Origin of the sequence: Fontibacillus phaseoli, assembly GCF_003337355.1 — a bacterium.
GTDB classification, from domain to species: Bacteria; Bacillota; Bacilli; order Paenibacillales; family Paenibacillaceae; genus Fontibacillus; species Fontibacillus phaseoli.
Map to the genome: position 1 here is coordinate 406,784 of NZ_QPJW01000001.1, position 14,542 is coordinate 421,325.

General features: G+C 49.4%; 14 protein-coding genes. 11 read left to right on the forward strand and 3 right to left on the reverse strand.

Going from position 1 to position 14,542, the window contains the following annotated elements:
• Positions 1-127 precede the first annotated feature (127 nt).
• The 3 genes from DFP94_RS01905 (at position 128) to thiI (ending at position 3,408) form a co-directional block, all read left to right on the forward strand.
• Entirely contained in the window at positions 128-859 is a 732-nt protein-coding gene (locus tag DFP94_RS01905; protein WP_114494747.1) for a lytic transglycosylase domain-containing protein, read from the forward strand.
• A 162-nt stretch (positions 860-1,021) separates the two neighbouring features.
• Complete coding sequence (locus DFP94_RS01910; RefSeq protein ID WP_114494748.1) at positions 1,022-2,176, forward strand: cysteine desulfurase family protein; 1,155 nt, start codon at positions 1,022-1,024, stop codon at positions 2,174-2,176.
• Positions 2,173-3,408 (forward strand): tRNA uracil 4-sulfurtransferase ThiI, encoded by a 1,236-nt coding sequence (gene thiI / locus DFP94_RS01915; protein ID WP_114494749.1) that lies wholly within the window; start codon positions 2,173-2,175, stop codon positions 3,406-3,408. The genes DFP94_RS01910 and thiI overlap by 4 nt, the downstream gene beginning before the upstream one ends.
• Positions 3,409-3,496: 88 nt before the next feature.
• On the opposite strand, the gene DFP94_RS01920 is transcribed toward thiI, so the two are convergent.
• Positions 3,497-4,207 carry a TerC family protein gene (locus DFP94_RS01920; protein ID WP_114494750.1) on the reverse strand — a complete coding sequence of 237 codons (711 nt, stop codon included), beginning with the start codon at positions 4,205-4,207 and terminating at the stop codon, positions 3,497-3,499.
• Between the two features lie 147 nt (positions 4,208-4,354).
• On the opposite strand from DFP94_RS01920, the gene DFP94_RS01925 reads away from it, so the two are divergent.
• The 6 genes from DFP94_RS01925 (at position 4,355) to DFP94_RS01950 (ending at position 9,759) form a co-directional block, all read left to right on the forward strand.
• Positions 4,355-5,011: a TerC family protein gene (locus DFP94_RS01925; RefSeq protein ID WP_114494751.1), complete on the forward strand. Its 657-nt coding sequence runs from the start codon at positions 4,355-4,357 to the stop codon at positions 5,009-5,011.
• A gap of 162 nt (positions 5,012-5,173) precedes the next feature.
• The gene (locus DFP94_RS01930) at positions 5,174-5,671 is read left to right on the forward strand and encodes a hypothetical protein (protein WP_342768204.1); all 498 of its coding nucleotides are present in this window, start codon (positions 5,174-5,176) and stop codon (positions 5,669-5,671) included.
• Between the two features lie 161 nt (positions 5,672-5,832).
• A complete protein-coding gene (gene typA, locus DFP94_RS01935; protein WP_114494752.1) occupies positions 5,833-7,674 on the forward strand; it encodes a translational GTPase TypA in 1,842 nt (613 codons plus the stop codon).
• 40 nt (positions 7,675-7,714) lie between these two features.
• A complete protein-coding gene (locus tag DFP94_RS01940; protein ID WP_114494753.1) occupies positions 7,715-8,029 on the forward strand; it encodes a YlaH-like family protein in 315 nt (104 codons plus the stop codon).
• Between the two features lie 89 nt (positions 8,030-8,118).
• Entirely contained in the window at positions 8,119-9,198 is a 1,080-nt protein-coding gene (locus tag DFP94_RS01945; protein WP_114494754.1) for an LCP family protein, read from the forward strand.
• Between the two features lie 108 nt (positions 9,199-9,306).
• Positions 9,307-9,759 (forward strand): pyridoxamine 5'-phosphate oxidase family protein, encoded by a 453-nt coding sequence (locus DFP94_RS01950; protein WP_114494755.1) that lies wholly within the window; start codon positions 9,307-9,309, stop codon positions 9,757-9,759.
• Positions 9,760-9,798: 39 nt separating this feature from the next.
• Here the strand turns inward: DFP94_RS01950 and DFP94_RS01955 are convergent, their stop codons facing one another.
• Positions 9,799-10,464, reverse strand: coding sequence for a YhcN/YlaJ family sporulation lipoprotein (locus DFP94_RS01955; RefSeq protein ID WP_114494756.1), 666 nt, complete (start codon positions 10,462-10,464; stop codon positions 9,799-9,801).
• Positions 10,465-10,585: 121 nt separating this feature from the next.
• On the opposite strand from DFP94_RS01955, the gene DFP94_RS01960 reads away from it, so the two are divergent.
• The gene (locus tag DFP94_RS01960; RefSeq protein WP_114494757.1) at positions 10,586-11,917 is read left to right on the forward strand and encodes a PhoH family protein; all 1,332 of its coding nucleotides are present in this window, start codon (positions 10,586-10,588) and stop codon (positions 11,915-11,917) included.
• A 169-nt stretch (positions 11,918-12,086) separates the two neighbouring features.
• Positions 12,087-13,340: an extracellular solute-binding protein gene (locus DFP94_RS01965; RefSeq protein WP_114494758.1), complete on the forward strand. Its 1,254-nt coding sequence runs from the start codon at positions 12,087-12,089 to the stop codon at positions 13,338-13,340.
• Between the two features lie 40 nt (positions 13,341-13,380).
• Here DFP94_RS01965 and DFP94_RS01970 read toward each other — a convergent pair whose 3' ends face one another.
• Positions 13,381-14,466: a coiled-coil domain-containing protein gene (locus tag DFP94_RS01970; protein ID WP_245954416.1), complete on the reverse strand. Its 1,086-nt coding sequence runs from the start codon at positions 14,464-14,466 to the stop codon at positions 13,381-13,383.
• Positions 14,467-14,542: the final 76 nt, after the last annotated feature.

Consider the following 14,542-nt stretch of genomic DNA (forward strand, 5'->3'; position numbering starts at 1 on the left):
TCGGTCTTTTACCCTAAGAAACGACTTGCTTTTTTTACAATTTTCGATAAATGGGTGGTCAAGTTTTCACTTCAAGTGTAAAATACAGGGTATAACACCTTTGGACCAAGAAGAGGGGCAAGCGAGTATGCAAATTGATCCACGTACTATGACGCAGCTGATTCAGCTTCAAACCAAAACCGATATCGATCTGCAAGGGAATACGGCCACCCGCATCGGTGCGGAAAACGAAGGCTCCTTGTTTGATATATTGCTACAGGAAATGATGATGTCGGAAGGACGCTCTGAGTCGGAAGACTTGGTGGGCAAGCTTCCATTATCTGCGCTTACCTACGGAGAGTCTTATGACGGTTTGCTACCACAGATGTTGCCGGATGCCGTTGTTGGAGGATTCCAGGTGGGGTCATCTTCCTCCTTGGGGTCGGCTACGATCGGCAAAACTCGCGGAGAGATGGATGATCTGGTAACTCAAGCCAGTTTGGAGTATGGCGTGCCGGAGAGTCTGATCAAAGCGGTGATCGAGACCGAGTCGTCGTTTAATCCCGAAGCGGTTTCATCGGCAGGCGCCAAAGGACTGATGCAGCTGATGGACGGAACTGCAAACGGTTTAGGCGTAAGCAACCCGTTTGATCCTGCCCAGAATATCGATGGAGGCACGCGTTACCTGTCTTATCAGCTTAAACGGTTTGGCGGCGAGGAGACCACGGCGCTGGCGGCTTATAATGCGGGACCGGGGAGACTCCAGAGACTTGGGATCACTAATGATCAGCAATTGATGGAGAAGCTGCATCTGCTTCCTCAGGAAACTCAGAAGTATATCTCCAAAATTGCTGCTGCCCGTTCAAAGTACGAATTGTAAGTCTTGGTTTTAACAAGATTGTACTGAACCGCTTGGGAGAGCGGGATCATTCCGTGAAAGATCAAATGGGAAAACGCACCGGTCACTCGGATTTTCGCGTTTTTTCTTTTGGTCTTTTTTTGAAGTGAATATTATGATTGGATTTGGTTCAGGAGGGATCGTATGAAATATTTTGATCACGCTGCCACCACCCCTCCCTATGAGGAAGTAACCCGGACCATTGCAGAAGTAATGGCCCGGCATTACGGAAACCCTTCGTCACTGCACCGGTTCGGCGAAGAAAGCGCCAAATTGCTGCGCAGAGCGCGGGAAGTCTGCTCCGAAGCACTCGGCGTAAAGCCGGGTGAGGTCGTATTTACTTCCGGCGCGACGGAAAGTAATAACTTGGCGATCAAGGGTGCTGCCCTGCAGTATGAAAGCCGCGGCAAGCATTTGATTACTACGGCTACGGAGCATCCTTCCGTTTTTGAGAGCTGCAGGCAACTGGAGCGATGGGGGTGGGAAGTCACTTTTTTGCCGGTGAATAAAGCGGGGGAAATATCGGTTCGGCAGGTCGAAGATGCCGTAAGGAGCGATACCGTCTTAGTATCCGTCATGCATGTCAATAATGAGACGGGAATTGTCCAGCCTGTTGCGGACATCGGAAAGATGCTGAAGTTGAAATATCCGCGCGTTCTTTTTCATGTGGACGGCGTACAGGGATTCGGCAAAGTAGGGCTGCCCCTTAATGAAAGCGGCATTGATTTATATAGCTTGTCCGCGCATAAACTAAGAGGACCGAAAGGGATCGGGATGCTCTTCGTCCGTGAAGGAATCGTCCTGCAACCCTTGCTGGCGGGCGGAGGTCAGGAGGAAGGAAGACGCTCCGGGACGGAAAATATTCCGTTTGCCGTCGGCATGTCCAAAGCGGTCCGGCTGGCTAAGGAAGGCGAGGGGAATACTACCCTGAAAATGAAACGGCTCAAAGAGAGATTGATCGGGGAGATCTCGGCGATGCCGGAGCTGGAATTAAACTCAACGCTTGACGGTGCGCCGCATATCGTGCATTTTTCATACCCGGGGATGAAGGCGGAAGCTTTGCTTCACATGCTGGAAGAAGAAGGTTATCTGGTCTCGACCCAATCGGCTTGTTCCTCCAGGCGTTCCGAACCTAGCCGGGTTTTGCAGGCGATGGGAAAAAGTGCGGAGGCGGCACTTTCCGGCATACGGATCAGTCTCGGAGATGAACATACGGAAGAGGATATTGAAGGTCTGCTCGAGGCGTTGCGAAAGTCAATATCGCGCGTCCGGCATTTAAAGGGAGAGAAAAAATCATGACATCCTATGATATGCTGCTGCTTCGCTTTGGAGAAATAACGATCAAAGGAAAGAACCGGTCCAGGTTTGAAAAAGCGGCGATTTCGCACGTGAAATCGCTGCTCTTGCCGTTTCCTGCGGCAAAGGTGATCCGGGAATACGGGCGGATTTATGTCGTGCTGAACGGTGAACCTTGGGATGTGGTCAGCGAATCGCTTAAACAGGTGTTCGGTATCACTTCGATCAGCCCGGTTCGAATGATTCCCTCCAGACTAGAGGACATCGTGAACGCGGCAAAGACCTTTATCCAAAGCATGCCTTCCGATAAGCCAACCACATTTAAAGTTAGCGCTCGCCGGGTGTGGAAGCAATTTCCATATGGTTCGCAGGAAATGAACAGATTGGTGGGGGGACCGATCCTCCAAGCATGTTCCCATTTAAAAGTGGACGTCCATCATCCTGACCTTGACCTGCGCGTGGAAATCCGCGAGCAGGTCACCTATTTGTACTCAGAGGTTATTCCCGCTGCCGGTGGTTTTCCGCTCGGCACCAACGGCAAAGCCATGCTATTGCTTTCCGGTGGCATCGATAGCCCGGTAGCAGGCTGGTCAGCCATGCGGCGGGGACTGGAAATCGAATGCATCCATTTTCACAGTTATCCGTTTACAAGCAAAAAGGCCGAGGAGAAAGTCATTGAACTTGCCGGCGTGTTATCGCGCTTTGCGGGCCAAATTAAGCTCCATCTCGTTCCGTTTACGGACATTCAAACTTCATTGGCGGGTACCGGCCAGGATAATTTGATCATTACGCTGATGCGCAGAGCGATGCTGCGAATAGCCTCTTCATTAGCCGAACGGAACGGGGCGCTTGCTTTGGTGACGGGGGACAGCCTGGGCCAGGTTGCCAGCCAGACGCTGCCAAGCATGAACGTGATCGGCCGGGCTACCGAACTGCCGCTGCTGCGGCCGCTGGTCATGAGCGACAAGAATGAGATCATTCATCTGGCCAAGAAAATAGGGACCTACGATTTGTCCATTTTGCCTTATGAGGATTGTTGTACTTTATTTGTCCCAAAATCGCCCACGACAAATCCGAATTTGCGGATAATCGAGAAAATCGAGGCGGGCTTGAGTGACCTGGCCGGTCAAATCGAGACCGCGGTACGAGATACGGAGAGTCTCATAATCAGGCCGAACGAGAAGTTGGAGAGAACATCGGCCGAAGACGAGGTTATCCAGGAAAATTGGTTTTAATAGGTGTTCAAACAAAAGATCGCTCCCAAAAGGCGTTAAGCCCTGGGAGCGATCTTTTGTTTGATAACGAATATCGTACCTCAGTCTGTCACCGGGTCGCCGGATGCGATTGGGTCTTGTTCTCTTCGTCATTGCGTTGATGCTGTTTCTTCTTCCGATAACCGGCAAAGAGAACACCGGCCATGACGAGCGCGATAAACAGGTACCGCAGCAAAGGGTTGTCCTCAAAAAAGGAAAGAAAATGCGGTTCCTCGGTTATCATGTGGGCTGCGGTATAAGCCAGCACGGCGGCGCCAACGTAGGCGATCCAGGGAAATAGGCCGAGCAGCTTGATGAATAAAGTGCTTCCCCAAACGACGATAGGCACACTGATCAAGAGACCGATAATAACCAGAATCGTATGCTGTCCTGACGCACCCGCTACGGCGATCACATTATCCAGACCCATTGCCGCGTCGGCGATGACGATTGTCCGCACAGCGGGCCAAAGCGAGTCTTTGGCATCTACGGAATCGTGATCCCCTTCATCAGCCAACACTTTGTAAGCGATAAAGATAAGCATGAGTCCGCCCACGGCGAGGAGCCAGGGAATGCCAAGCAGCCAGACGACAACGAGCGTAGCGACGATGCGAAGTATAATGGCACCAGCCGTACCGTATAATATCGCTTTTTTCTGAACTGTTTTGGGAAGCTTTCTTGCCGCCATTCCGATAACGATTGCATTGTCCCCGGCCAATATCAAATCGATGAATATGATGTTGAGCAGAGACAGGAAAAAAGTTGCACTGAAAAATTCCACGTGTGTCACTTCCTCTTCAGACGTATATACGTATTAATTAACCAAATGGATTCATTTGTCCAGATTATTTTTAATAGCGGACAAAAAAGCATAGCTTGCCCCTTTGCCTCATAAAAATGAAAAGAGGTTGTACAAAGGGGGATCAGCGTGGACCAGTTCATTTTATTATCGGAAATCTTAATTATAAATCTGGTGCTCAGCGGGGACAACGCTTTGGTTATCGCGATGGCGAGCAAGGATTTGCCGCTGAAGCAACGCAAACAAGCCGTCTGGTGGGGAGCGCTGGGGGCGGTGCTGCTCCGCTGCCTGTTGACCTGGATTGCGGTTGTGTTACTGCAGATCCCCTTTATTCAGGCTGCCGGGGGTCTGTTGCTTGCCGGGATCGCCTTTAAATTGCTTATGCCTCATCAAGAATCTTCCCGCGTAAAAGAAGCGGGAACCATGTGGCGCGCGGTACAGACGATCCTGGCGGCGGATTTTATTATGAGCCTCGACAATGTGCTTGCCATAGCCGCGCTGGCCGAAGGAGACCTGGCCATCTTGGTCATCGGGATCGCTATCAGTATCCCTATTGTCGTTTGGGGCAGCAATTTGATTGCCGACTGGCTGCAGCGGTTGCCGGTGCTGACTTACGCAGGAGCGGGGATTCTCGGCTATACCGCCGGCGGCATGTTTTTGCACGATCCGCAGCTTGGAATCATGATTTCGGCGATTCTTCCCGGCTTCGCAAACCTGCTCCCTGTGGTTCTTGCCGTGCTCGTTATTATGTTCGGCTGGATAAATAAATATCACTTGAAACGTTGACCGTGATTTCGTCCGGCCCTTCGGACACGGGTGACAAAAAATCACTTTCTTGGTATACGAGAGAGTGGTTTTTTGTGACGTTTTCATTTAAACTGAGATCAGAAGGGAAGTGTCGTAATTTGCTGCGGCCTGTCCCTCATTGTCAACTGGAAGGTGTGTGATATGATGTCCGATAACAACAAGCTCATGACCGGAATTTTGATTCTGGCTGCCGGGATCATCATCCTGCTTGGGAAACTCGGGGTATTCAGTTTTCTTGGAAAGGCCTTGTGGCCACTACTGTTACTGATACCGGGCATTATATTTCATCTGTGGCATTTTTGGAGAAAAGGGCCTTCCGAGCTCTTGCTTCCCGGAGGTATCCTGATGGTATACGGCATTTTGTTTATCATCGCCAACATCGGAGGCTGGAGCACGCTGAAGTACACCTGGCCCGGATTTATTCTCGGGATCGCGGTCGGGCTTTACGAGTATGAATTTTTCTCTCCCGTCCGTCAGAAGGGCGTTCTGATTGCTGCCGTGATACTCGGAGCCGTATCGGTCGTATTGCTGGGTGTTACGTTGTTCTCGCTTGCGCTCATTTATCTAGTTGCCGCCGTACTTATCATTGGGGGCATCTGGTTGATTGCGGCGAGGGGGAAAAGCCGGCGCGGTTGGTGATGTATGGCAAGTTCTTGAATTTTTTTTGATTTTGCGTATAATATAAGGGATATGTCCAAGCGTCGGGGTAAAAAATCGTCCGACGCTTGTTTTATGGCGATTCAGGCTGTTTAAAGCTTTTCAGAATAAGAAACAGAGACGAAAGGATATGGAGAAAACACATGCATGAAAGAAATCAAATCCGCAACATTGCGATTATTGCTCACGTAGACCACGGTAAAACGACACTGGTCGACAAATTGCTTCAACAATCCGGTATTTACCGGGAAAATGAATCCGTCCAAGAACGCGCGATGGATTCCAACGATTTGGAACGCGAACGCGGAATTACTATTTTGGCGAAAAACACAGCGATCACTTATAAAGATTATTTGATCAATATCGTGGATACTCCGGGACACGCCGACTTTGGCGGCGAAGTGGAACGGATCATGAAAATGGTCGACGGCGTGCTGCTTGTCGTCGATGCTTACGAAGGCTGCATGCCGCAGACCAAATTCGTGCTCCGCAAAGCGCTTGAGCATCAATTAACTCCGATTGTAGTCGTCAATAAGATTGACCGTCCGGCAGCCCGTCCTGCGGAAGTTATTGACGAAGTGCTTGATCTGTTTATCGAGCTTGAAGCAAACGATGAACAGCTCGAATTCCCCGTTGTTTATGCATCCGCCCTGAACGGAACGTCCAGCATGGACCCTGAAAAACAGGACGAAAACATGCTGGCTCTTTACGAAACGATCATCGACCATATTCCCGCTCCTACGGAAGAAGTAGACGAACCGCTCCAATTTCTCGTAACTTTGATGGACTATAACGAATATCTTGGCCGGATTGCAATCGGCCGTGTCAACCGTGGCGTAATTCGTCAAGGTCAGCCGGTGGCGGTCATGACGCGCGATGGTGGCAAGAAAACGGCACGGATTGAAAAACTTTTCGGATTCCAGGGGCTTCGCCGGGTGGAAATCGAAGAAGCCGGGGCCGGCGATATCGTGGCGATCGCAGGGATCAAGGATATCAATATCGGTGAAACGATCGCGGATCCAAATCAGCCGGAAGCATTGCCGGTTCTGAAGATTGACGAACCGACCCTGCAGATGACATTCCTGGTCAACAATAGCCCGTTCGCCGGGCGCGAAGGAAAATGGGTCACTTCCCGTAAGCTGCGCGAGCGGTTGTTTAAAGAATTGGAAACGGACGTTTCGCTGCGCGTCGACGAAACGGACAGCCCTGATGCGTTTATCGTATCGGGACGCGGTGAGTTGCATCTTGGCATTCTGATTGAGAACATGCGCCGTGAAGGCTATGAGCTTCAAGTATCCAAGCCGGAAGTTATCGTCAAAGAAATCGACGGCATGAGAATGGAGCCGGTTGAACGTTTGCTGATCGACGTGCCGGAAGAAAGCATGGGCGCCGTGATGGAAAGCTTGGGATCCCGGAAAGCCGAAATGGTCAATATGGTCAACAATGGAACCGGCCAAGTCCGTCTGGAATTCTTGATTCCGGCCCGCGGCCTGATTGGATACAGCACGCACTTCCTTACATTAACTCGCGGCTACGGCGTCATGAACCATGCATTTGACAGCTACGGACCGCTGATCGGCGGCCAGGTTGGCGGACGTCATGAAGGTGTTCTCGTTTCAAGCGAAAACGGCGTTTCGACGCTGTACGGTATTTTGTCCATCGAAGATCGCGGTATTCTGTTCTTGGAGCCGGGAACGGAGATTTATGAGGGCATGATCGTAGGGGAACATACCCGTGACAATGATATCGTGGTTAATATTTGTAAAGAAAAACAATTGACGAACGTTCGCTCGGCGACTAAAGACGAAACGGTTAAAATGAAAACGCCGCGGCTCTTCTCGCTGGAGCAGGCGCTTGAATATTTGAACGATGATGAATATTGCGAAATTACGCCGAAATCGGTGCGTCTCCGCAAGAAAATCTTGAACAAGAGCGAACGCGAACGTGCTGAAAAGCATCGCAAAAATGCTGAAGCCAATCTATAATAATGATTAAAGAATAAAGATATTGAAGGAGGGACCCGTCTTGCAGGCTTGGTTTGCGCAAAATCCGGTAATATCCTACATCGTCATTTATGTGCTTGTGATTTTCGTGTATAACAAAGTGTTCCGCACCCAGCAGAAGCTTCCGCTTCTAAAGGAGATCATTCTGTACCTGCTTATGGCGATCGGTTCTTTCCTTCTGCTTATTTTCCAGATCGACAAGCTGCCGATTATTCAATGTCTTCTCGTAGCCGTAGTTTTGATGTTGATGGTGCGCATCCGTTATTTTGTGGAAGGACGCCGGAACCGGAAGGATAAGTCATCCCCTGCGCCGTCCACTGTGAACAAGCAGGAGTAGGCCCAGGATACAGATCCTGTAACTTTCCGGATACTTTATTCGTCATAATTCATGCGACTTAATCCAGACGAAATTAGGTGTTAGATTTCATGAGTTCTAATCGCAGCGGTTTGCCCCCACGGGGAAAGAACCAAGGAGTAGCTCCTAAAGGTAAAAGTTCAAAGAAAAGAAAGAAATCCGGTGCCAAAACCTTTTTGAAGGTACTGTTAAGCATTATAATTTTAGCGGTTGTCGGCGTGGGCGCGTACGTAGGATTTTTATGGCTCACGGTGGACAAGGTGATTGACGATACAGGGACTTCTGCAAATGTAGCGCCGGAGAAATCAGCGAAAACAAAACCGCTCACGATGCTGCTGCTCGGGACGGATTATCGGCCTGAAACCGGGACGCATCTAAGCGATGTTATGATGGTGATTTCCATGAACCCGGATACGAAATCGGCTACCGTCGTTTCTTTACCTCGGGATACCCGTTTTGAAATGGACGGCTACAAGACGAACAAACTGAACGCCTTTTATCCGAAATTCCTGGCGGCGGAGAAGAAATCGGGTAACTCCGCCGAACAGGAAATGAAGACGATGATGGGCAAATATTTCGGACTGACGATCGATTATGTCACCGTCCTGAACTTTCAGGGCTTCCGCGACATCGTTGACTCACTCGGAGGCGTTGACGTAAATGTGGATGCCAACATGTGTTACCGCGATACGGCCGACGGGACCGATATCAACCTGATCGCGGGGCCGCAGCATTTGAACGGCGAGGATGCACTCGGCTATGTCCGCTACCGGAAGACCAACTGCAAACCGAAAACGAAGGCTTCGGACGATTTTGACCGCAATCGCCGCCAGAACGAAGTGCTGCATGCCCTGATCGATCAGGCGAAATCGTTAAACGGGGTGCTCGGCGCAGGCAAGGTGATCGAGTCGGTCGGCAAAAACATGGAGACCGACCTGGAATCCAAACAGATGAAAAATATCATTTCCGCTTATTGGAATATTTCCAAAGAAAACGTTGATTTCGTGCCGGTAACCGGGGAATGGAAAAACCCATACGTTTACTTGAACGACAACGAACTGGAGCAGGCCAAGCAAGCGCTCAAAAATGAGCTTGCCGGGACGAAAGCGCCGCCCCAGACCGACGAAAGTTCGGTACAAGCAGGCAACTGACGATTGAAGGCAAGTTTTCGGCCATGGTATAATACAATTAGTTATTAGCTATATGAAAATAGTTTGAACATGTATCAGGATGATATGTACTACAGGAGGGCTGGCGCTATGTCTGAACTCGTTACTCAATTGTCTGAACCGTTGTACGTTGCATTCCAGTCCGAAACTTTTGTGCTGTTGAGTACGGTTGACGAAGAGTCCGGCGGACCGACTTCAAGCGCTGTTTCATGGATTTATGCCGTGGATCATTCCACCCTGCGCTTTGCGATCGATCATCGTTCGAGGCTGGTCGGAAATATCAAGGCGCATCCAAGAATTACGGTTACCGTTTTCGGCGATGAGACGATTTACGCTATTAACGGCAAAGCCGAAGTCGTTCAGGACCCGCTTGAAGGGGTTCCCTTCAAAATGTGCTGCTTCGACATGAAGATTGAAGCGGTGCGAAATGCTCTGTTTTATGGAGCACAGCTCGCATCCGCGCCGTCCTATGCCAAAGTATATGATCAGCGTGCGGCGGAACTGTTGGACAACCAAGTGTTTGCCGCCATGAAAAAAGCCTAGCGAATATTTCGCTGGGCTTTTTCTTTTGGGACATCCCTGTTATCTGCCTGGCGCGATTTGCATCTCTTTGGTTCCGCGTTGGTTATTGCGGATGTTCTCATGAGGTGTACCGGTTACGTTATTGTCTGGTACATTGTCGGTATTGCCGTTAAGATTGCCTGTTCCGTTATTACCGGCAGGTCTGGTGTCCCTGGGAACCGTATCGCCCGGCAGTTGCGGAATGATGCGTCCGATAATGTCGGCAAGCTCATTAGCAAAACCGGAGATCGGATGGCCGCCGGAAATCTTTTGTCCGATTTCCGCGATCCGCTGGTTCAGGTCGATATCGGCAGTGACCACCGCTCCTGCGCCTTGAGGATCTTTGCGGAGCGCTTCCGCTACCGTATATTTAATGCTTCCGACCCTGGCCCGTTCAAGCCCTGCGTCCACATCAATACCGACAACTGCAGTCTTGCCCATAACGACGCAGTGGGCCCCTTTGACACCTGGCACGCGTTTAACAAGCTCTTCCAGATGGTTTTGGCGTTCGGTTTGCGACATTGCACCGGCACCGGTATCGTTCATATTCCTAATCCCGTCATTCGTACTTTGAACCCGCGGACCATTGTTGTTTTGATCCTGAGGAGAGGGTGATGCCTTTTTAGTTGCTGTAGCGCAACTGGTAAGCAGGAATATTGTCAACAACAAACACAGCCATATTCGCATGAACTGCTACCGTCCTTTCCATAGAAATCTTGTGGGAAACTATACGTTTTAACATTTCCCGGACGGAGAAAAGTATGTATGCGAATTAGAGGCTGACGATTTTCGGTGGAGGGGATAATCCGTGAAGAAAATCTATGTGCTCGATACCAATGTTTTGTTGCACGATCCGGGATCGATTTTTGCTTTTGAGGAGCATGAGGTGATCATTCCTGCGGTAGTTCTGGAGGAGATTGATTCCAAGAAGCGAAATGCCGAAGAAATCGGGCGAAATGCTCGCAGGGTGTCGCGATTATTGGATGGCCTTCGCGAAAAAGGACATTTGCACGATGGAGTTCAACTGGACAACGGCGGCATGCTGAAGGTCGAACTGAACCATCGCAGCTTTCTCAGAGTGCAGGAGATGTTCGTTGAAATAACGAATGACAATCGGATTTTAGCGGTTGCGCTGAACTACCACCTCGAACAGCAAGAGGAACATGATTCCCGCCCGGTCGTTCTGGTGAGCAAAGATGTCCTTGTCAGAATCAAGGCGGATGTTCTTGGATTGAACGCGCAGGATTATTTGTCCGATCGGACCGTCGGTCCAACCGATTTATATAGTGGATATTCGACAGTCAAGGTGCATCCTTCCGTCATCGATGAGTTTTATTCGTACCGTTATTTGCCGGTGAAGCCGCTAGGTCTTCCCTATACTTTGTATCCGCATGAATTCGTTATTTTAAAAGATGAAATGGGGACCGGGAAGTCCGCTTTGCTCCGGGTCAATGGGGATGGTTCAAGACTCGAGCCATTGTATTTAAGCAATGATCCGATTTGGGGAATCAGCGCCCGAAACGCCCAACAACGGATGGCGCTGGAGTTGCTGCTGAACGACGATATCCCGCTGGTGACCATTACAGGGAAGGCCGGAACGGGTAAAACGCTGCTTGCCTTGGCGGCCGGGTTATTGAAAGTGGAAGATGACCATAAATATAAAAAATTGCTGATTGCCCGCCCGGTTGTGCCAATGGGCAAGGATATCGGCTATTTGCCTGGAGAAAAGGAGGAGAAGCTTCGCCCTTGGATGCAGCCGATCTACGATAATCTTGAGTATTTATTCGATACGAAAAAATCCGGTGACATCGAGAAGATTCTGATGGGGCTGGGAAGCATTCAGGTCGAGGCATTGACCTATATCCGCGGCCGCTCCATTCCCGGACAATTTATCATCGTGGATGAAGCTCAAAATTTGAGCCGTCACGAAGTAAAAACGATTGTTTCACGGGTGGGTGAAGGCAGCAAAATCATTTTGATGGGCGATCCGGAACAAATCGATCATCCTTATCTGGATTCGGCGAGCAACGGGCTGACTTATCTGGTGGAACGATTTAAGGAACAGGGAATCAGCGGTCATATTACATTGGAAAAAGGAGAACGCTCCAAGCTGGCCCAATTGGCGGCGGACCTGCTGTAATCGGCGGAAATTGCAGTTGACGATAAGGGCCGAAGGCGCAAGCCTCCGGCCCCTTGTAATTTATAAGTAGTCTTTTTGTAATGATTTGTAAGGACAATCTTCAGGGAGATTTGTTACAATAGAGGGGATTGAGTTATGGGGTTTACCAAGCGGAGAGGAAGAACAGGTTGTGAAGCGAAAAAACCATTGGGTGCTTTTTGCCATCCTTTTGCTAGCCTTAATCAATTTGTCGCCGAGCGAAACATCGACTTTGATGAAATCCGAAGACCAGGGAGAGAGGGAACCGATTACGCCGCAAAACCTGGAGAAGGAGAAAGCTCCGGGCAAAATATCGGTCGCGGTTCAATTGCCCGAATCTGACTTTTCTCGTCTGCAGCAACTGAATGAGGAGGTTGCGGATGAATATCATATTGAAGTCGAATTGTCGAACCTTATTGCCGGGAAAGATTACTCCACGGTGCGGCAAGAGCTGGAACTGGGTGATTCTCCGGATGTATTGCTGCTCGATAATATATGGGTTCGGAAATTTGCGGCCGGCGGTTATTTGCTGCCAACGGAAAGTTATTATTCGGGATCTTTAACAGGTGAAGTGTTAAGCGCTTCCTTGAGCCAGAATGAATGGAACGGATATGTATGGGCGGTTCCGATGGATGCGGATCCCTATGTTTGGGTGTATCATTCTAACAAGCTAAAAGAAATGGGAACGGAATTTCCTTCATCCGCTAACGGCTGGCAAGAACTCATTAGTACTTTTATAAAACAACCGACATCACCATTTTTGTTTGCCTTGGATTTTAACGATCCGTATGCCGCCATGTCCCTTATGTGGCAGTTGACGGGGCAGTCCAAGCCACCAGTCTCAGCTTCCTTGTTCAAAACGACGGGAGAGCTTGAAGCAGCTGTTCAACAGCTTGATGCACTACGGCCGTTTTTAAAGGATTTCCGGGAGTCGGGAGAAGAAGAGCAAACCTGGAGCCGACTTTACAGCGGGGAAATCCCTCTCGCCTTGGTGAGGTGGAGCGATGCAAACCGTCATCAGAACCCCAATATCCTAATAAAATACCCTGATCTGGAATACTCGGCAGGGATGTGGGTCGAGGGAAGAAGTTTTGCCGTTTCGGCCAGATCAAACAATAAAGAGGCGGCGGGGCTATGGATTTCGGCGATGACATCGCAGTTGCAGCAGCGCCGGTGGTATGAATTGACTGGTCATCTGCCCGTCTTAAAAACAATGTATTACCAGGCGTCGCGAAACGGGCTTCCCTCATGGATTCCGGCATCCCTCGTAAACGGAAAGGGAATTCCGATGCCCGTGGGCTCCGGAATTCCCAATCTGATAGAAAAGTATGCCGCGCTATCATCCACTTTTTTTTACGGGAAACTCAATTCCAAATCTTATTTGAACGAGTTAAATCAATTATGAGTACTTTTCCTTCCTATAATTACGATAGACAATATTCAGGTTATAGAGCGATTTTTAACTTTATGATCAGGGTTCCCTTACGAATTTCCGCTTCGGTGGCTTCGACGAAGGGAACTATTTTTTTGGGATAAAATCCGAGATCGAAGTCTTTCTCAAGCTCTAGCCGGGTAGTATCCGGCAACTCAAGACCGTTAAACAGAAGTCGGTCCACATGGAACGTAATCGAGTTTTGCGGCTCGTTCTCAACGGTATAATGGCCTTCCACTTTCAGTTCAAGACCTTCTCTGCGGCCTTGCGCGACAATTCGTTCGTCTTCAAAGACGAAGGACATGTTCTTCAAAAGTTCGTTTCTGCCGTGAAGGAAATTATTCAAATCCTCTTCCTTAACCGTTAAAATATAACCTTCCTTATCGGATGATAGGCTGTCTTCGTGATCCTTCAAAAAGTCGGGAAATCCGGACATTGCCGCTGAAAGTGCCCGGAAATACCGGCGGACTTCATACAAACCGACATTTTCCCAATAAACGGTTAGCTCCCGAATCATTTCTTTCAATTTCTCGGGGTCTACACTTGCGCTGAGTGATCCGTCAACGCTTTGTTGCAGGAGGGCGACGCGCTTGCGCTGTTGCAGCAACCCTGCTTTCATTTGATCAAGATCGGAGGATAATTTGTCGAGCTTGCGTTTCGTCTTTGCCAAATCGGCATATTCCGTTTTATAGCTGTTCAAAATATACCGGTCTCTTTCCGCGATCAACTGATAATAGTCCAGCATGGAGAAAAAATCCTTCAGACTGTTAGCGGATAGCAGTGCTGAGAGCAGTGTTTCCCGTTCGCCCATATAATAAGCAGCAAGTCGCTTGCCCGCCTGTTCCTGATTTCCGCGAATCTGATTGTTCTTATCCTTAAGTTGCAGCTCAAGCTGCTGAATGTTCTGCTCGGTTAGCTGCTGTTCTTTCTCGATTCGGGCAATTTCCCTGTCGATCTCTACGATGGATAAGCTTTCTTGCAGCACTTTCAACTCCTCGTCCGACATCGGGGCGGCCATTAATCGTGCGGGCAGCAAGAGGGCGACCGTTAGCGATATCGAGAGGAAAAATGCCGACATTACTCTGTTAATTCGATCCACTCTCCCCATATAGGATTTCATCCATATATATGATATCAGTAAATCAAATATCAGTATGTTATTTATTTTTAAACTT

Excerpts from the sequence above, each read along its gene's own strand:
- DFP94_RS01930 (WP_342768204.1), top strand. The coding sequence starts at position 5,174 with ATGATGTCCGATAACAACAAGCTCATGACCGGAATTTTGATTCTGGCT.
- DFP94_RS01905 (WP_114494747.1), top strand. The coding sequence starts at position 128 with ATGCAAATTGATCCACGTACTATGACGCAGCTGATTCAGCTTCAAACC.
- thiI (WP_114494749.1), top strand. The coding sequence starts at position 2,173 with ATGACATCCTATGATATGCTGCTGCTTCGCTTTGGAGAAATAACGATC.
- typA (WP_114494752.1), top strand. The coding sequence starts at position 5,833 with ATGCATGAAAGAAATCAAATCCGCAACATTGCGATTATTGCTCACGTA.
- DFP94_RS01955 (WP_114494756.1), bottom strand. The coding sequence starts at position 10,464 with ATGCGAATATGGCTGTGTTTGTTGTTGACAATATTCCTGCTTACCAGT.
- DFP94_RS01910 (WP_114494748.1), top strand. The coding sequence starts at position 1,022 with ATGAAATATTTTGATCACGCTGCCACCACCCCTCCCTATGAGGAAGTA.
- DFP94_RS01950 (WP_114494755.1), top strand. The coding sequence starts at position 9,307 with ATGTCTGAACTCGTTACTCAATTGTCTGAACCGTTGTACGTTGCATTC.
- DFP94_RS01945 (WP_114494754.1), top strand. The coding sequence starts at position 8,119 with ATGAGTTCTAATCGCAGCGGTTTGCCCCCACGGGGAAAGAACCAAGGA.